This is a genomic window from Cobetia sp. D5, assembly GCF_035666195.1.
GTDB classification, from domain to species: Bacteria; Pseudomonadota; Gammaproteobacteria; order Pseudomonadales; family Halomonadaceae; genus Cobetia; species Cobetia amphilecti.
The window spans coordinates 1,929,326-1,947,723 of record NZ_CP142020.1; the positions used below are offsets into that span (position 1 = coordinate 1,929,326).

General features: G+C 62.9%; 12 protein-coding genes and 1 pseudogene. 5 read left to right on the top strand and 8 right to left on the bottom strand.

Going from position 1 to position 18,398, the window contains the following annotated elements; translation table 11 throughout:
* Positions 1 to 67 precede the first annotated feature (67 nt).
* The 6 genes from U0O11_RS08075 to U0O11_RS08100 all read right to left on the bottom strand — a co-directional run bounded on the left by U0O11_RS08075 (position 68) and on the right by U0O11_RS08100 (position 7,976).
* Complete coding sequence (locus U0O11_RS08075; protein WP_324692410.1) at positions 68 to 2,914, bottom strand: formate dehydrogenase subunit alpha; 2,847 nt, start codon at positions 2,912 to 2,914, stop codon at positions 68 to 70.
* A 214-nt stretch (positions 2,915 to 3,128) separates the two neighbouring features.
* Complete coding sequence (locus U0O11_RS08080) at positions 3,129 to 3,356, bottom strand: hypothetical protein (RefSeq protein ID WP_043333547.1); 228 nt, start codon at positions 3,354 to 3,356, stop codon at positions 3,129 to 3,131.
* 85 nt (positions 3,357 to 3,441) lie between these two features.
* On the bottom strand, positions 3,442 to 4,218 hold the full coding sequence (locus U0O11_RS08085) for a TorD/DmsD family molecular chaperone (RefSeq protein WP_324692411.1): 777 nt from the start codon (positions 4,216 to 4,218) through the stop codon (positions 3,442 to 3,444).
* Positions 4,219 to 4,222: 4 nt separating this feature from the next.
* Positions 4,223 to 6,139, bottom strand: coding sequence for a 4Fe-4S dicluster domain-containing protein (locus U0O11_RS08090; protein ID WP_324692412.1), 1,917 nt, complete (start codon positions 6,137 to 6,139; stop codon positions 4,223 to 4,225).
* A gap of 509 nt (positions 6,140 to 6,648) precedes the next feature.
* Positions 6,649 to 7,422 (bottom strand): DUF3306 domain-containing protein, encoded by a 774-nt coding sequence (locus tag U0O11_RS08095; RefSeq protein ID WP_324692413.1) that lies wholly within the window; start codon positions 7,420 to 7,422, stop codon positions 6,649 to 6,651.
* Positions 7,419 to 7,976: a DUF3305 domain-containing protein gene (locus tag U0O11_RS08100; protein ID WP_131432010.1), complete on the bottom strand. Its 558-nt coding sequence runs from the start codon at positions 7,974 to 7,976 to the stop codon at positions 7,419 to 7,421. The genes U0O11_RS08095 and U0O11_RS08100 overlap by 4 nt, the downstream gene beginning before the upstream one ends.
* A 208-nt stretch (positions 7,977 to 8,184) precedes the next feature.
* On the opposite strand from U0O11_RS08100, the gene U0O11_RS08105 reads away from it, so the two are divergent.
* Together U0O11_RS08105 and U0O11_RS08110 are read left to right on the top strand one after the other, a co-directional pair.
* Positions 8,185 to 9,120: a formate dehydrogenase accessory sulfurtransferase FdhD gene (locus U0O11_RS08105; RefSeq protein WP_324692501.1), complete on the top strand. Its 936-nt coding sequence runs from the start codon at positions 8,185 to 8,187 to the stop codon at positions 9,118 to 9,120.
* On the top strand, positions 9,120 to 10,169 hold the full coding sequence (locus U0O11_RS08110) for a helix-turn-helix transcriptional regulator (RefSeq protein ID WP_324692414.1): 1,050 nt from the start codon (positions 9,120 to 9,122) through the stop codon (positions 10,167 to 10,169). Before U0O11_RS08105 ends, U0O11_RS08110 begins: the two co-directional genes overlap by 1 nt.
* Before the next feature lie 293 nt (positions 10,170 to 10,462).
* Here U0O11_RS08110 and U0O11_RS08115 read toward each other — a convergent pair whose 3' ends face one another.
* Both U0O11_RS08115 and U0O11_RS08120 read right to left on the bottom strand, forming a co-directional pair.
* Positions 10,463 to 11,101 carry a helix-turn-helix domain-containing protein gene (locus U0O11_RS08115; protein WP_324692415.1) on the bottom strand — a complete coding sequence of 213 codons (639 nt, stop codon included), beginning with the start codon at positions 11,099 to 11,101 and terminating at the stop codon, positions 10,463 to 10,465.
* 494 nt (positions 11,102 to 11,595) lie between these two features.
* A pseudogene (locus tag U0O11_RS08120) lies at positions 11,596 to 12,528 on the bottom strand (histone deacetylase family protein); the annotation flags it as partial.
* Between the two features lie 201 nt (positions 12,529 to 12,729).
* On the opposite strand from U0O11_RS08120, the gene U0O11_RS08125 reads away from it, so the two are divergent.
* From U0O11_RS08125 to U0O11_RS08135, 3 genes are all read left to right on the top strand, one after another.
* On the top strand, positions 12,730 to 15,819 hold the full coding sequence (locus U0O11_RS08125; protein WP_324692416.1) for a bifunctional acetate--CoA ligase family protein/GNAT family N-acetyltransferase: 3,090 nt from the start codon (positions 12,730 to 12,732) through the stop codon (positions 15,817 to 15,819).
* 427 nt (positions 15,820 to 16,246) lie between these two features.
* Positions 16,247 to 17,455, top strand: coding sequence for a quaternary amine ABC transporter ATP-binding protein (locus tag U0O11_RS08130; RefSeq protein ID WP_043333554.1), 1,209 nt, complete (start codon positions 16,247 to 16,249; stop codon positions 17,453 to 17,455).
* On the top strand, positions 17,452 to 18,309 hold the full coding sequence (locus U0O11_RS08135) for an ABC transporter permease (protein WP_043333557.1): 858 nt from the start codon (positions 17,452 to 17,454) through the stop codon (positions 18,307 to 18,309). Before U0O11_RS08130 ends, U0O11_RS08135 begins: the two co-directional genes overlap by 4 nt.
* Positions 18,310 to 18,398 lie beyond the last annotated feature (89 nt).

The window sequence follows — 18,398 nt, forward strand, 5'->3', positions numbered from 1 at the left end:
CGGATACGTCCGATCGTGTCTTGCGCAGCGTCCGGGCCGCGTCATCGGGACGCGGCCATCACTCGAGTCAGGCGAGGCTGACGCGGCACAAGGTGACCTTGGTTTCCTGCATCAGGGTCACGGGGTCGTAGCCGTAGGTGGTCGCGGTATTGGCCGATTCACCGAGCACATAGGGTACGGTGCCTTCCGGATAGCGGGACTCGAGGGATTCGCCTTCGTAATGCCCGCCGAAGTGGAAGGGCATGAAGACGACATCCGGACCGACACGCTCGGTGACCATCGCCATCACCTTGACGCGGCCGCCCTCGGCGCCCTCGACCCACACCATGTCGCCGTCCTTGATGCCCTGATCATTGGCCAGTGCCGGATTGATCTCGACGAACATCTCCTGCTGCAGCTCGGCCAGCCACGGAATGGAACGTGTCTCTTCGCCACCCCCTTCATATTCCACCAGGCGGCCCGAGGTCAGGGTGATCGGGTACTTGGCGCTGACGTCCTTCTCCTGGATGGAGGCGTAGAGCGTCGGCAGGCGATAGATGGACTCGGAATCCGGCCAGGTCGGGTAGTCCTTCACCAGATCGCGACGCGCGGTATACAGCGGCTCGCGGTGCTTGGGGATCGGGTCCGGGAAGGTCCACACTAGGGCACGCGCCTTGGCGTTGCCATACGGCATGCAGCCATGCTTGATGCACACGCGCTGGATGCCGCCGGAGAGATCGGTCTTCCAGTTCTTGCCTTCCGCCGCCTGCTTTTCCTCGGCCGTCAGGTCATCCCACCAGCCCAGCTGCTTGAGCAGCTTGTCGGTGAATTCCGGATAGCCATCTTCGATTTCGGCGCCCTTGGACCAGGAGCCTTCCGCGAGGATGTTGGTGCCGTTGTGCTCAACGCCATAACGCGCGCGGAAGTTGCCGCCACCCTCGGCCACCGTCTTGGAGGTGTCATACAGGATGGGCGAGCCCGGGTGACCCATCTCCGGCGTGCCCCAGCACGGCCACGGCAGACCGTAGAAGTCGCCGTTGGCCGGGCCGCCACGGGCCTTGAGCGTCTCGAAGTCGAAGGTGTGCCAGTTCTGCTGGTGTGCCTTCAGGCGCTCAGGGCTCTGGGCGGTGTAACCCACCGTCCACATGCCGGCATTGAACTCGCGCGTGATGTCCTCGACGACGGGCACGCTGCCCTCGACCTTGATGTTGCGGAACAGCTCGTCGGCGAAGCCCAGCTTGCGAGACAGCAGGTACATGATCTCGTGATCAGGCTTGGACTCGAACATCGGCTCGATGACCTGATCGCGCCACTGCAGGGAGCGGCTGGAGTTGGTCACGCTGCCGGTGGTCTCGAACTGGGTCGCGGCCGGCAGCAGGTAGACGCCGTCGGTACGGTCGTGCATGACGGCGGCGATGGTCGGGTAGGGGTCGACCACCACCATCATGTCCAGCTTGGCCATCGCTTTCTTCATCTCCGGCCCGCGGGTCTGGGAGTTGACGGCATGGCCCCAGTAGAACATCGCCTTGAGCGCGGTGCGCTGGGAGATGCGGTCCGGGTTCTCGAGCACGCCATCGACCCAGCGCGAGACGGTGATGCCGTTGGTGTGCATCGGCTTGCCGTCGTGATATTCGGTCTGGTCGTAGCGGTTCTGGATCCACTCGAAGTCGACGTTCCAGACCTTGGACCAGTGCTTCCATGCGCCTTCTGAGAGGCCGTAGTAGCCCGGCAGGGAGTGGGACATCAGGCCCAGATCCGTGGCGCCCTGGACGTTGTCGTGGCCACGGAAGATGTTGGCGCCGCCACCGGACTTGCCGATGTTGCCCAGCGCCAGTTCCAGAATGCAGTAGGCGCGCGTGTTGTTGTTGCCGGTGGTGTGCTGGGTACCGCCCATGCACCACACGACGCTGCCCGGACGGTTCTGGGACAGGCGGCGTGCGACGTCGAGCATGTCGGCCTCGGCTACACCGGTGATGCGCTCGACTTCCGCCGGCGGGAACTTGGCGACTTCGGCACGCACTTCATCCATGCCGTAGACACGCTGCTGGATGTAGGCCTCATCTTCCCAGCCATTCTCGAAGATGTGCCACAGCAGGCCCCAGATATAGGCGACATCGGAGCCCGGACGCAGGCGCACGTACTTGTTGGCCTTGGCGGCGGTCCGCGTGAAGCGCGGATCGACGACGATGATCTCGGCGTTGGAGCGCTCCTTGGCCAGCAGGATGTGCTGCATGGCCACCGGATGCGCTTCGGACGGATTGGAACCGATGAACAGGATCGAACGACAGTTGTGCATGTCGTTGAAGGAGTTGGTCATCGCCCCGTAGCCCCAGGTGTTCGCGACACCGGCCACCGTGGTGGAGTGACAGATACGCGCCTGGTGATCGACGTTGTTGGTGCCGAACAGGGCCGCGAACTTGCGCATCAGGTAGGCCTGTTCATTGCTGAACTTGGCCGAGCCCAGCCAGTAGATGCTATCGGGGCCGTGCTCCTTGGTGAGCTCGAGCACCTTGTTGCCGACTTCCTCAATGGCCTGCTCCCAAGAGAGCTTCTTCCACTTGCCACCTTCGAGCTTCATCGGGTACTTGAGGCGACGGTCAGAATGACCATGCTCACGCAGCGATGCACCCTTGGCGCAGTGCGCGCCACGGTTGAAGGGGTGATCGAAGGCGGGTTCCTGCTTGGTCCAGACACCTTCCTGGACCTCGGCGTAGACGCCGCAGCCCACGGAGCAGTGCGAGCAGATGGTGCGCTTCGTCTCTACCGGCGCGTCAGACACTTCGGTCTTGGCTTCGGCGCGTTTCATCATCGGGGCGGCCATGAAGCTCGCGGCGGCAAGGCCGCCGGTGGCGATACCGCTGCGTTTCAGGAACTGGCGGCGGTTGATACCGAGTCCTGAGGTCTCTTTGGCAGAGGGGGTGGGGGTCAGTCGCATGACATCATCTCTCCTCGTCACCCGAATCATTGCCCGGGCCGCGTGAGCGGGTCAGGGGGCAATGTCGGGAGCGGCGGTCTTTCAGATCAGGGGCAGTCCTGATCCGTGCCGACTTGTCACTGTCGATGGCGGGCGGAAACCTCTCCGCGCTGCCCGTTGTTCAGGCCGCTGGCCGCGCGCATGGCGCTGGCTCGGGGCACTGTCTGTCTTGCATTCAGTCACGCAGCGTGGCGTAGAAGGCCTTGACGTGATCACTCTCGCGATAATTGTCAGTGCCCTTGTCCTTGTCGGGGGCCTCTGGCGCGGCCTGATCCGGAATCACGGCGCCGGCCAATGACCCTGCTGCGGCAACCCCTACGGTGCTGGCGCCCAATACGCGCAGGAATTTGCGGCGCCCCTGGCGCGCCTGGTTATGGCTGTCTTTTGCGTCATCAGTCTTCATGCTGATCTCCTGTCGGGAATGCTGCTGGGTGATGCGAGATGGATAGCGTTGCAGTCTCGAATGTTGCTTCACGTCATGCCTGACATCAGTGTCTTGCGTCGGGCGCCACACTGGCTGGCGTGACGAGCTGGACGGCCTCGGCCGTCACCTGCTCGCCAGAGTTGTTTTCGGTAGCCGCATGCAGCGGAATCGAATCACCAAGGTTCAGGCGCTCTGCCCGCAGGAAGGCCTGCCCCAGATAGCCGACGGCGGCATAGAAGGGGCTCTCGCGACCCGCGAGGTCGGCGCAGCAGCGCTCGCCCCAACTGGCCACATGGCGGCGGAAGAAATTGACCTGCTCGCCGGGCACCTCATCGATCAGCATGGCCATCACTTCGCACAGTGCGCCGAGATGATCCTCGGGCTCATGCACGTCGCTCTGGCGTTCGAAGCCGAGACGTTTCAGGTCTTGGCGAAGGGCGACCAGCGGCATTTCCATCAGCGAACCGGTGAGGTACCAGCTGGCGTAGGGCACTACCTCGCCCTGCACCACGCCTACCAGGCTCTGGAAGAAGTCGTCTTCTAGACGGCGCGAGTCGCTGACGCGGGCGGCCAACGACAGCGACGCCAGCGCGCGCGGCAGTTGCTGCTCGGCGGCCCCGGGCAGGCTGATGGCGTCATGGTCGAGTTCGGCCAGAAAGTCGATCAGCTCCGCATCCGGCGCCGCGCGCAACAGCCGCGCCAGCAGCCGGTAGAGGTCGGCGCGCAATGCCTGCTGTTCTTCACTATGGCTTATCAGAGAGTCGGCCGCAGTGGTGTAAGGTGCACGATCGTCCGTCCCACCTGCTGCAAAGTCGTCGGGAGTCGACGTGGATGATGTCATTGGCTCAAACCTTGAGTTGGGCATCGGGATTACGTGCCATTTCGTGCCAGATGTCCTTGACGCGGCAGTCGCTGCACATCTTCAGGCGCAGTGCGCCATCGCCTTGGAAGTAGGCATGCGAGGCCAGTTTGGTCTGCATCGCCGTGATGGTGGCGGTGGAGCCGAACGGCGTGCCACAGCTGATGCAGGGGAAGGGCACATCCTGCTTGATCAGCTGCGGTTCGCGGCGCACGTCGGGCTGCGGAGCAAAGCCTGGTGTCAGGGTGATGACCTGCTCCGGGCATGCCTGCTCGCACAGGCCACACTGCACGCAGTCACCTTGAGTGAAGGATAGTGCAGGCGAGGTGCGATTGGCCGAGAGGGCGCTGGTCGGGCAGACGGCGACGCATCCCTGACACAGCGTGCAGTTGTCGCTGTCGACGTTCACCACGCCGAAGGGCGCGCCTGTCGGCACGGCGACGCTGTCCTGCGCCAGGTCCGCGACCGACAGGGTGGCCAGGTGATCGAGCACCCGATTGAGGCGTTCGCGCTTGCCGGGGCGTGCCTGCGGCTGACCCAGCAGCCAGTCACGGGCGATTGGCTGGCTGGGCTGCTGCTCTTCTTCGCTGTCCGCACCCGGTGCCAGAGCGACACAGAGCGGCGTGATCAGGGGCAGGGGGTCAGCCTCGTTGCTATCCATTTGTGGCAGGGCGGATGGCAAAGAGACGAAGCGAATGCGCGGCTCGCCAGTGGCCGCATTGGCAAGTCCCATGCTGTCGAGCAGGGTCAGTGCCAGGCGACGTTCGCTATCGAGCTGCTGGTGTTGGCCTGCGGGCAGGTCGTGGGGCAGTTCGACGATGACCTGTGTCGCGCCGAGTGCGAGAGCGGCCAGCCACTCGTCGTGCCCGGTGGCGGAGATTTCCTCGAGGGTGATATCGAGGCAGCGCTCCTGGTCGACACTCGCCAGGGCAGTCTGTGAGGCAGGGGATTGCTCCAGGCGATAGCGCAGCAGCGGGTAGAGGCCACCGCCATCCTGATAGCGCTCCAGCAGGCGCTGGATCTGCTCCATGCGCTGCTCGGCCGGGGGCTGGGTGAAGCTCAGCGCGCCGGTCGGGCAGGCGCTGACGCAGCTGGCCGCGCCGTGGCACAGGTAAGGGTCGATCTCGATATGCGCATTGCGACGACCAGCCACCGAGAAGATGGCATCGGCGCTGCACGACGACAGGCAACGCGTGCAGCCGATATTGCCGGCACTGGAGTGCGCGCAGGTATCGAGATTGACGGTCACGTAATTCGGTTTGTCGAAGTTGCCGATCAGGCCCGCGAACTGCATCGCCCAGGCGGTCAGCTGTGACAGTGATTCCTGAGAGGCCTCAGCATCGGCGACCAGCTGATCCAGCTCGGCGATGACGTCCGCACCGGGTTGCAGATAGCCGGGCGGTGGCAGTTCCGCCTGGTTGAGCGGCTGGCTGGACAGGTCGGCGATCAGGTCGAAATGGGTCGCGCTGCCAGCACCTGCCGGCACCAGCGCGGCGGCCAGATTGACGCCATCACTGGCAAGGCTGAACTGGCCGAGGTAACCGCTCAACGCGAGCATGTCACGCGGAGCACTGTGCGCAGGCAGCGACTCACTGGCGGCGAGATGCTGTTCATCCATCGTCACCAACGCACTGTTGTCCTGCTCACTGATCAAGAGTGCCACCGGCAGCTGAGCGGTGGCCGGCAGGCGGGTCAGCAGGCTTGCCAGTGCTCGCACTCGCGCTTCGCTGCCGATGATCACGGTGCGTCCCTGACTGTGATAGCGGATGGGCGCGCTACCGGCATCCGTCGCCAACAGCGGCAGACTTGAGGCAGGCGAGCCACCCATGGCGGATGACAGGGCGCGTTGGCGTGCTTGTTGATTGAGGGCGCGCTGAGCGCTCTCGAGGCTTGAGCTGAGCATCCTCATCCTTATTCGGTCGTGGCGGACCTTGCATGCAAGCTGCCGTCAGGTGGCAGGCGGATGATGCAGGTCCCGGTCGTCGCTGATTCTCGCGGTCTCTCGCGGTCAGAGCCGGGTCGGCGATCGACAGTCGTTCAGTGGGGGTTCATGACAGGCCAACCATCTTTGCATGCTGTTGATGACATTGCCGTTTTCACGCCCGGCGAGAAGAGAGGCGCGGTCAGGTCGCGCAGGCACTCATCAGCGCAGGCGGTTGACGCCAGTCATCATCTTCAAGGGTTGGCATGTCATGCTGAATCTTGCATGTGCGTTGCAGTCAGTGCGCCTTGATGAGGCGCGTCAGGGTGACTCATGAGGCATCAGGATGACCTCGGTCAGACGTATTCGGCTTGCTGGTGGGTCATAATGACGCATGTTGATTGTGCGGCGCGTCATCCTGACGCCCTGGTGTCCTGAGCCCTGACGCGCTCAGCCCTGGCACTGGAGCCGTTTGTGGGGCTAGCCCCGGCTCACGGCTTGTGGCGGACGCCGCCGACATCATCTGACGCGGGAGCTGGCTCGCGCGAGTCTTCTGCTGGTATCGCTTGCGGGTCAGGCGACTCAAGTATCTCGTCGCTGGGCGTCGCGTGTGACTCGCCCACTGGCGCCTCACCGTCAGGCGCCTGCTCAGCGATCTGGTCGTCTGTCTCCTGCGCCGTATCCGCCTGGGGTGTCTCGCTTGCCTCATCGAGCTTTTCCAGGCCTTCTTCGACCTTGCGGGTCCAGCTGCGCAGCGTGTCGGCGATACCTTCGGCGAGCGGGCGCATCTGGGAGAAGTCCTGGTCGTAGTCATCCAGCCCATCGCGCACCGAGTGCTCGCCCCCCATGAAGATGCGTCGCAGCGCACGCTGGCGTAGCGCCGGGTCCACGCCGCTCTGCATGAAGGCGCTGATGTCGGCGTCTGGGGTCAGGGTGTCGGGGTCTGGCAGCTCGATGACTGGCACTTCAGCGTTGTCAGCGTCTGCCGCCTGCTGATCGCTCTCGGTGGCTGCCTGCTCTGCTGTCGAGGAGGGGCTGTCGCCGCCCAGGACTTCGTGCTGCGAGACGCGCGCTGCAGGGGTGTCAACGCTGTTGTCAGAGACGACTCCCGCCTGTGAGGATGGGAGGCTGTCGCCCTTGGTCACCTCGGCGCTGTCCACCTGTGACGGTTGGTCTTCACGGCGGTTGTCGCCTTGCTTGCGGCGTGACCAGCGCGAGAACAGGCCTTCATTGGCCCGGCTTGCGTTATCGTCGTGCTGGCTCATGACGTGCTTTCCGTACCATCACCGGGCTGATGAGTCTTGTCGGGCGTAGCGGCGTGCTGCTCTGCCTGACTGGCGCGACCGGCGCCCTTGCGTTTCTTCTTCTTGCCTTCATCGAGTCGTTCGCCGTGACGCGCGAGGTAGGCTTCCAGCCACACCATCAAGGCCGGGGGCATCGGCACGTCCAGCACCAGCTGGTCGCCATCCATCCAATGCGATGCTACCTCCTGACAGGCCGTCACCACGCGGGGCTGCATGCCGTCGGCTTCGCGCTCATCGCATTGGACGAACAGACGCGGCTGCTCGCAGCGCAGGTTGTAGCGGTAATCGGTGCGCTCAGTCAGGTGAAGCTGCAGCGGCAGGATGCGGCGATGCGCTACTTCATCAGCGGTGGCAGGCTCCGCTACGTGCGATTCCGTCTCTGGCGTTGCAGAGGGCGAGAGGTCGGCAATGCGCCAGGTGTCGATGCTGAAGCGCCCCAACTTCTGCGTTGTGGGCGCCAGGGTGACGCTCAACCAGCGGGTGTCGTCACTGCGGGGAGGGATGGATTCAGACATGGCTTCCTTGTTCACTGCTGTACCCGCAAGCGGGTCTGAAAAGAATGCTGCGATGGTGCTAGTGTGCAAGATACATGCCGGCGCACGCGATATCAGGGTTACCGTCAGTCAGTGCGGGGACAGCTTGGCCATCAGACTGGTACTCTACGGCGATTCAGCGCAAGAATTGCCATTCCAACCGGCTCGATCAGGGAGACCCGAGTTCATGATGCCCTCTGCACGGCCAGCGATCAGTCGCGCCACACTACCCACCACGCTGGACATCGAAGTCATGGATGAGCGCGGTGAACGCCATCAGCAGTCCATTGCCGCCGAGCGCTCGCTGACCATCTATCTCAATCGGCGCGAGATCGTCACCTTGATGACTCTGGGCGCCGAACCTGAGGCGCTGGTGGCCGGTTATCTGCGCAACCAGGGCCTACTGGGTGAGCTTGGGGACCTCGAGGCGCTGCAGGTGGACTGGGAAGTCGAGAGCGCCTCGGTGGTGACGCGTCATCTGCCCGAGGATATCGAGCAGCGCCTCGGCAAGCGCACTGTGACCACCGGCTGTGGGCAGGGCACGGTGTTCGGCAATCTGCTGGAGCGCCAATCGCTGGCCGCGCTGGACGCAGGCCCCTTCAGTCAGGCCTTATTGTATCGCCTGCTTGAGGCGCTGGCGGCGCACAACGCGACCTATCGCAAGGCCGGCGCGGTGCACGGTTGCGCCCTGTGTCGGGATGATGAAGTGCTGGCGTTCATCGAGGATGTCGGCCGCCACAACGCCGTCGATACGCTGGCGGGGCTGAGCTGGTTGGCGCCCCTGAGTGATGATGCCAGTGATTATCAGGGGGCCAACATCTTCTATACCACCGGTCGTCTGACTTCCGAGATGGTACTGAAGGTGGCTCAGGCGGGGATTTCAGTGCTGGTCTCACGCTCCGGCGTCACGCAGAAGGGAGTGGAGCTGGCGGAACGCTTTGGCGTGTTGTTGATCGCGCGCGCCAAGGGCCGCCACTTCCAGGCGGTGGACCCTGCCGGGCGGCTGGTGCTGGACGCTATCCCGCCGCTGCGTGCAGGTGACGCTCTCGAATCATCGCGCCATGACGCGTCAGGCAAGCCATCTTCAGCAGACGGCGCAGCCGGACATGACAAGGGGGCGCAGTGATGAGTCCTCTTTCTTCGCCGCTGGGCGTCGTACCCTCACAGGGCTTTTCCTCTGAACTAGGCGCACCTTCGGGTAGCTCAGTCAGTGAGCCTTCTTGCGAGGCCCTGAGCACGGCCACCGGCCGGCAGGCTACGGTCCCCCGCGACAACCCCTTTCTGACGGTGCAGGAAGTCGCGCGCCTGCTGCACCTAAACGAGAAGAAGATCTATCAGCTGGCCAGTGACGGCACCATGCCGGCGACCAAGGTGACCGGCAAGTGGCTCTTTCCGCGGCGCCTGGTGGAACAATGGATTCTCGAGTCCAGCCATCATGGTGTGCTGGCGGATCGCCTGATGATCACCGGCAGTGATGACCCGCTGCTGGCCGCACTCTCCATGCGCCTCAATCAGCAGCATGCTGGTAGCGCCTTCTATGGCATGAGTGTGACCGGTACGCGTCTGGGGCTTGATCTGCTCAGCCAGGGGCGGGCTGATGTCTGCGCCATTCACTGGGGGCGTGCGGAGGAGGCGGCGCTGCGGCATCCGGCGCTGATTCGCGGCCACGATGGCTATCGTCAGTGGGTGATGGTGCGGCTTGCGCGCCGTACCCAAGGGTTGATTATCCGCAATGATGATCGCCATCTGTCCATCGATCCCAGCGGCCTGTTCGGTTCGCAGCGGCGTTGGGCGGTGCGACAGGAGGGGGCCGGTTCGCAGCGCTTCCTGCAGGAGTGGCTGTCCGGCCATCAGATGCGTGCCGAGCAGCTCAACACCCTGGCGATCGCCTATTCCGAGCGTGAAGTGGCCTCGATGGTGGCGCGGGGTGAGGTGGATGTCGGCCCCGGCACGCTGTCGGCCGCCAATGAGTTCGGCCTCGGCTTCGTGCCGGTCTGTGAAGAGGCCTTCGATCTGGTGGTGCCGCGCAATGTTTATTTCCGCGATCTCTTCCAGGGGTTACTGGACTATCTGGCGACGCCGAATGGCATCCAGCTGGCGCAATCCCTCGGCGGCTATGATCTGCGCGAATGCGGTCAGTTGATCTGGCGCGGCGATGCCGCACAGCACGATTGAGACGCTTAGTATTGAGACGCTCGATAAACTGAACGCCCAGCGAGTGCTGGCGGTCAGGACTCGGCGGAAGCCATGAGCGTCTTTGCGACAACCAAAAAAAATCGCCCATTAGCGCATGGCTAGTGGGCGATTTTTTATCTCGGGCTGACGGCGAGCATGGTCAAGCAAGTCGTTGTTTCGAATGGGCCGGCCAGGTGGCGCTCGCGTTAAGGCTATCTTTGCGGTTTAGCTTCCTGCCAGCACGTTACTTGGCTTATCTCACTTCAACACAGCCCAGCTCATTTCAAATCAGCTCAGCTCGGATCCGAATCATTGCGAGTGCACACCGACAGCACGATGGCATCTTCTTCACTGGTAGAAACCAGGGCATGACCCATGTCGGAGTCGAAATAGATGCTGTCGCCATCGCTCAGCGGCAAGGGTTCATAGAATTCCGAATAGAGCAGAATGCTGCCCGCCAAGACCATCAGGAACTCCTCGCCGTCGTGACGCACCCAGTCGGGGAAGTCATCGAAGCTGCGCGCGCGCACGCGAGTCTTGAAGGGAATCATGCGTTTCTGCGCCAGCTGCCAGGACAGCAGCTCGTGCTCGTAGGTCGGTGTCGGGTGTGACTTACCATCACCGACGCGCGTCAGGTCGCGACGCCCGAGAGTGCCACTCTGGCGCTTGGGCGGGCTCAGCAGCTGCGGAAGGTCGATGTTCAGACCATGAATCAGCTTCTGGACCGCCGTGAAGGTCGGCGAGATCTGCTCGTTCTCGATCTTGGACAATGTCGAGCGTGCCAGCCCCGTGCGCTGGCTGACATCTTCCAGCGTCCAATGATGGGAGAGGCGGATCTGCTTCACGCGTTCGCCAAGCTTCAGGGGCTCAACGAAGGGTTTGCGACCGGAGGCGATCCGGACGGCGGCGTCCTTGTCTGTCGGTGTGCTCATGAGAGTGGCTTCGCTATGGGCGTGATATTGGCGGCGCACGACATCGGGTGTCGCAGCGCTGTCAGCTGGCGATAAAGTTTACTATCGGAAACTTTGTCGCCAGCTTATCACAGCATGGCAAGCGCGCATCATCCCGACACGTAGCCAACATGGCTGTTCGCGACACCGAAGGCTCGCTGGTGCTCCCATGATGCAGCGACAGGTTTCCTGGCTGCGGGAAACCTGTCGTGAGGTGTGGTGTGCGTCAGTGGAAAAGTCACCGGTGCGGGGAGTGCTCAGCACTAGAACAGCGGATGGTCACGCTCATCCTCGGCGGGCTTGGCAAGCGGCGGCTGGACGCCGTCTAGCGTGCCAGAGGCGGAGCGGGGCGGGAGGGCATCCACGGTGGGAGGCGCGAGATCGAGCTGGTCTGGCTCAGGTTTGTTTGACTTGGGTCGCTCTGAAATGGGTTGCTCAGAAGGGCGATGGCCGCCGGCACGCGCCTCGAGGCCATCCTGCATTGGCAAGCCCGCCAGCGCCTTGAGATGCGCCTCGGTGCTGCGCCCCAGTGCCTCCAGGCAATACCCGCCCTCCAGCACGGAGACGATACGCCCGTGGCAGTAACGCCGTGCGACATCCATCGCCAGCAGGGTGACCCAGTAATAGTCGTCATCTTCCAGGCACAGTTCCGCCATCGGGTCTTCACGATGCGCGTCAAAGCCTGCCGAGATTAAAATCAACTCCGGTTTGAAGTCATCGAGCTTCTTCAGCCATTGGGCTTCAATGGCGCGCCGGAAGGCCAGTGAGCCGCTGCCTTCGCTCAAGGGCGTGTTGTGGATGTGCTCCCAGCGGCTCTCCAGGTAGCGCCACGGGTACATGGCGTCCTGAAAGGAGGAGCACACCAAGGTATCGGGATCATGCTTGAAGATATCGACGGTGCCGTTGCCTTGGTGCACATCGAAATCGAGGATCGCGATCCGCTTCACGCCGTAATGCTGGCGGGCGTGCAGGGCGCCCACCGCCACGTTGTTGTAGAAGCAGAAGCCCATCGCATCGGCGCGTTCGGCATGGTGGCCCGGGGGGCGCACGGCGCAGAAGACGTTGTCGGCCTGATCACGCATCACCTGGTCGACCCCGCGTACCACCGCGCCGGCGGCCAGTCGCGCCGCGACCAGGCTATCGGCACACATCACGGTGTCTTCGTTGATGGTCAGCAGCTGCCCGGCCTGGGGCGGGCATTTCTCCAGCGCCTGCAGGTGGCGCATGGGGTGCACGCGCGCCAGCTGCTCAAGCGTTGCCGCTCGCGCACTGTATTGCTGGACATGCTGAATCACGCCGCTCAGCGCCAGCTGACGCTCGATGGCCTGCAGACGCAGTGGGCTCTCGGGATGTGTGGGGCCCATGAAATGCTGACCGCAGTCGCGATGGGATATGTAGGAGGTGATCATCGGCATGCCTGCGTGAGTGTGCGGGTCATAATGGTCTGCACCATGACGTAACAGTAAGAGTCGTCAATGGCATGAGCCAGTCGCCGATGGTCTACCTTGTTTCACGCATGAAGGGCGCGAGGATGGCTGTTCAGACCTGCGCTTTCGCGGCATGCTGCTCATATCGCGCTGACGAGGCGCAACCGCTGACAGGACAAGCCTATGGGAACGCGATTTCTGCGCAATTTCTTCGAGCCCGCCAGTATCGTGGTGATCGGCGCCTCGGAAAAGCCGCATTCACTAGGCGGGCAGGTACTGCGCAATCTGCTTGAAGGGGGCTTCAAGGGCGCCCTGACGGTGGTCAACCCCAAGGGATATGAGACGGTGCATGGCGTGGCGTGCGTCAAGCGGGTCAGTGAGCTGGAACAGGTGCCGGACCTGGCCATTCTGTGCTCACCGCCGGATACCTTGCCGCGTGTGGTCGAGAAGCTGGGCCGGCGCGGCGTCAAGGCGGCGCTGCTGATTTCGGGAGGTGTCGCCCCGACGCCGGTCAGCTCGCTGGCCCGCGTCACCGGCAAGGGGCTTGAGATGCTGTCACGCCGCGACGGGCTGAACTTCACTGCCCCGCGCCTGCCGGGCATTCACAGGTCCACTACGGGCAAGCCAGGCCCCGATCCCTCCGTCACTGAGTCGTCGTCTTTGAATGAGGCCGGCGAGCCTGCCACGTCGAGCGCCGAGCGCTACCCGCGGATCGCCGACAGCACGGACGACATGCTGGATGCCTCGCAGGCACGTGAGCCGGGGGCCGAAGTCCCGCGTATCCACCGTGATCAGGAAAGCCTCAACAGTCGGTTGCTCAAGGCTGCCCGAGGCAGTGGGATTCGTCTGCTCGGGCCGGAATGCATGGGCATCTGCGTGCCCAACCGTCACCTGAACGCCTCCTTCAGCGGGCAACCTGTCGCCAAGGGCAAGGTCGCCTATCTCGGTCAGTCGGGGATGCTGGGCAATGCGATGATCGACTGGGCGGCGGGGCGCGGTATCGGCTTCTCACATCTGGTGACCCTGGGCGACAGCGTCGATGTGATGCTGCCCGATCTGATCGACTATCTGAACCAGTACGGGCCGTCGCAGGCCTTGCTGTTGCACCTGGAGCGCATTCACGACCCGATGCACTTCATGACCGCGCTGCGCGAGGCGTCCCGCAATCGGCTGGTACTGGCGATCAAGAGTGGCCGTACCCCAGAAGCTGACCTGTTCGGCACACATGTCACGCGTGGGGTGCCCAATCGCGACCGGATCGTCGATGTTGCCCTCGCGCGTGCCGGGGTGGTGCGCGTCAATGACAGCGAAGACATGTTCGATGCGTTGGAGACGCTGAATCGCATGAAGCCGTTGCGCGGTGATCGACTGGCGATCGTCTCCAATGGGTTGGGCCCGGCCTTGCTGGCCATCGATAAGCTGATGGCGGGCGGCGGCAAGCTGGCCGAGCTGAGCGAGGAGAGCCGCCAGGCGCTGCTCAAGGCCGAGCTGGATGTCAGCCTGCCGGGGCGCAATCCGGTGGATCTGGGCGGCAATGCCACGCCGGAAGATTTCCTGGCCGCGGTCAACATCGTGGCCAATGACCGTGGCGTGGACGCCGTGCTGGTCGTGCATGCGCCGACACGCCTTGCTCCTTCACGGGCAACGGCCGAGGCGCTGGTGGCGCATCGCAAGCAATTCCGACGCAACCTGCTGACCAGCTGGATGGGGCTCGAGCAGGCGCTTTCGGCCCGCCATGAATGCCATCTGGCCGGCATCCCGACCTATCTGTCGCCGGAGAAGGGCGTCAAGGCCTTCCTGCAGATGGTCGATTACCACCGTGTGCAGACACTGTTGCAGCAGACGCCGCCGAGTCTGGCCTTCTCGACCAGTGCCGAGATTCGCGCCCGCGCCCATGACCTGGTGCACAGCGCGCGGCGTGCGGGCCGGGAATGGTTGACTCACTCGGAGACGGCGCAGGTGCTCGATACCTACGGCATCGCCACCGCGCCCAGTCGCTATGTGCTCGACGCCGCCGAAGGCGCGCGCGCCATCGTCGAGTTGCAGCGTTCTGCCACGGATGACGACAAGCCTTCTCGGCAGGGCCCCTATGCGCTGCGCGTGGTGCATGAACACAACAGCCAGCCGTTCCGCTATCGCCGCTACCCACAGCGGCTGTCTTCCGGCGTGGTGCAGGACCTTTCCGGTCCGGAGGACATCGCGCTGGCGATTCGCCGCATCACCCAGAAGGTGGCGGAGGGCGATGCCGAGCGCGGCCGCAGTGATCACGAGCGCACGCGCATTCATGAGTTCTGCCTGCAGCCGATGCAGCGTGGCAAACACTCGCTGCAGTTGAGCGCAGGCATCACGCGCGATGACGAATTCGGCCCGGTGATCGTGTTCGGCATCGGCGGTTACAAGGTCAATGTGCTGGCGGACCGCCAGGTCGCCTTGCCGCCCCTTAACATGACACTGGCGCGTGAGCTGATCTCGCGCAGCCATGCCTCCCGCCTGATCGCCGAGCACTCGCCGGACCCGGAGCGCGATTTCGAGCGCGTCAGCACGCTGTTGATCAAGCTCTCACAGTTGGCATCGGATTTGCCTGACATAAGAGGGTTGGAAATCAATCCGTTGTTGCTCAACCGCGAGGAAGCCGTGGCGGTGGACTTCGCGCTGGATCTCGGCAAACCGGCCCGTTTCGCGATCATGCCGTATCCGGAAGAGCTGCGTGAATGGGTGTCGCTGGACAATGGCATGCACGTCGAGGTGCGCCCGATACGCGGCGAGGATGCGCCCTTGATCACGGCCTTCCATGCCCGGCTCTCAGAGGAGAGCATTCGTTTCCGCTACTTCCATCACAAGGCGGCGCTGACGCAGCGAGATCTCGCGTTGCTCGCTCAGATCAATTACGACCGCCAGATGGCCTTCATCGCCGAGCGTGAAGTGGAAGCCCAGCCAGGTGAGTCGCCGCAGCGCGAGATGCTGGGGGTGGTGCGGGTATGGAATGACCCGGACAATATTCGCACCGAATTCTCCGTCATCATCCGTGATGACATGCAAGGTGAGGGGATCGGCAGTCTGTTGATGGAGAAGATGCTGCGCTATTGCCGCTCGCTGGGCACGCTGGAGATGGTCGGCAAGATCATGATCGACAATCACCCGATGCGCGCCCTGATGAAGCACCTTGGCTTCACCTGTCGCTACAACATGGAGGAGCAGGTCATCGATGCCAGCATACGTCTCAACGAGCCGGTCAGTGATTGGCAGCGCCTGAGGCTGGAAGCCAAGGCCTGATGCGCCTTGTTGGTGCATGGGCTTGTGCAAGGGCCGGTTGATAGGCGCATGCGTAGGTTTGCCAAGCGGTTCTCGGCAACACGCAATGCGTCAGGGGATGGAGAGCAATAGACCAATAACAACATGCAATGTCGTGATTCAGGGAGGTATCAGCAAGAAGCGTCAAGGGCATACCACCTTAGTCGTATAAACGTCTGTTCGTGTTTGAGCGCTTATCAATAAAACTGTATTGTAATTACAAATATAAGAATCCTTTATGGATAATGGCGCAGGGGATGACACAGTATTCTGTCAGCAGGTCGGCAAGCGATGCTTGCGGCCAGATTGCGCGATGTCAGCGGCAGGGCGAGCCATTCTCCCTGCCGGATTGAGTGCGTAATGGACAGAATCCGTGGATATTTCCTGCCCGCTGACGACAGGAAAGCCAATGACTGACACTCGCGACGTGAAGATTCGAGTGCGCAATCTGAGCAAGGTGTTCGGCAACCAGCCTGACAAGGCGCTCAAATTGCGTGATGAGGGCATGAAACGCCCCGAGATTCTCGAGAAGACTGGCCAGACGTTGGGGCTTTCCAACGTGGACTTTGATGTGATGGAAGGCGAGTTGCTGGTCATCATGGGGCTGTCCGGCTCCGGGAAATCGACCCTGATCCGCTGCCTGAACCGGTTGATCGAGCCGACGGAGGGCGAGATCCTCATCGACGGCGATGATGTCGCCAAGCTGGATGACAAGTCGCTGCTGCGCTGTCGTCGCAAGCATTTCTCGATGGTGTTCCAGAATTTTGCGCTCTTCCCGCATCGCACCGTGCAGCAGAATGCCGAGTTCGGGCTTGAGGTGCGCGGCGAGGAGAAGGAAGTCTGTTATCAGCGCGGTCGCGATGCGCTCAAGCAGGTCGGCCTTGATGGCTGGGAAGATGCCTACCCCAGCCAGCTCTCCGGCGGCATGCAACAACGTGTCGGCCTGGCACGAGCGCTGGCCAACGACTCCACGGTGCTGTTGATGGATGAGGCCTTCTCGGCGCTTGATCCCCTGATCCGCAAGGACATGCAGCAGGAATTGCTGGCGCTGCAGCACAAGATGAAGAAGACCACCATCTTCATCACCCACGACCTTGATGAAGCCCTCTCCATCGGCGACCGCATCATCCTGCTCAAGGATGGCGAGATCGTGCAGATCGGCTCCCCCGAAAGCATCCTCACTTCCCCGGCCAATGATTATGTGGCGCGCTTCGTCGAAGGCGTCGACATGTCACGCATCCTCACTGCCCGCTCGGCGATGACCGATGTGCGGGCCACCGCACGTGATGATGATGGCCCGCGCACGGCGCTGCGCAAGATGGGCGACAACGGCCTCGACAGCCTGTTCGTGGTGCGTCGCGATCGCACCGTGCTCGGGATCATCACCGCCGAGGATACCGAACGTGCCGTGCGCGAGAATCTCACCGATCTCTCGAGCATCATCCACTCCGATTGCTGTCAGGTCTCGCCGGAAGAACCGCTGCACAACCTGTTCGCGATGTTTGCCGGTCATCACCATCCGCTGGCGGTGGTCGATGAGCAATCCCGCCTGTTGGGCGTGGTGATCAAAGGGTCCGTACTCGCAGAACTGGCGGAAGCAGGGGAGGCACACGCATGAGCGACGCAACCGGTTTTACCATCCCGAAGATAGAGCTGGGTGACTGGATCGAGACGGGGCTTGATTACCTGACCACCAACTACTCCAGCATCACGCGCGGTATCTCCAAGTTCACCGAGACCGGCATCGACGTCCTGAACGATGCGCTGATGTGGCTGCCCGAGTGGGCGCTGATCGCCCTGGTGACGCTGCTGTGCTGGCGGCTGGCCGGCACGCGCCTGGCCATCGGTTCCGTACTGGGGCTGGGACTGATCTGGAACCTGGATCTGTGGGACCCGATGATCGAATCGCTGACCCTGGTGGTGATCGCCACCCTGGTCGCCGTGGTCATCGCGGTACCGCTGGGGATACTGGCGGCACTATCGGACCGCTTCTACAAGGTCATCATGCCGGTGCTGGATTTCATGCAGACCATGCCGGCCTTCGTCTACCTGATTCCGGCGATTCCCTTCTTCGGCATCGGCTCGGTCTCCGCCATCTTCGCCACCGTGATCTTCTCGATGCCGCCGGCGATTCGCTTCACCACGCTGGGCATTCGTCAGGTGCCCAATGACCTGATCGAAGCGGCCGATGCCTTCGGGGCCACCCGCAGCCAGAAGCTCTTCAAGCTGCAGCTGCCGCTTTCGCTGCCCACCGTGATGGCCGGCATCAACCAGACCATCATGCTGGCACTGTCGATGGTGGTGATCGCGGCCATGATCGGCGCCGATGGCCTGGGGAATGAGGTCTGGAAAGCCATCCAGCGCCTGCGTCCGGGAGATGGTTTCGAAGCGGGCATCGCGGTGGTCATCCTGGCCATGCTGCTCGACCGCCTGACCCAGACCTTCAGCAAGGAAAAGAAGCCCCGTTCATAAGGGGATTCACCAGTGGCCTCCGTGCGCTTTGTGGCTATGCGGAGGCCGCTTCGAGCACTTCCATACCCGACTCAACGTTTGGCCGTCGA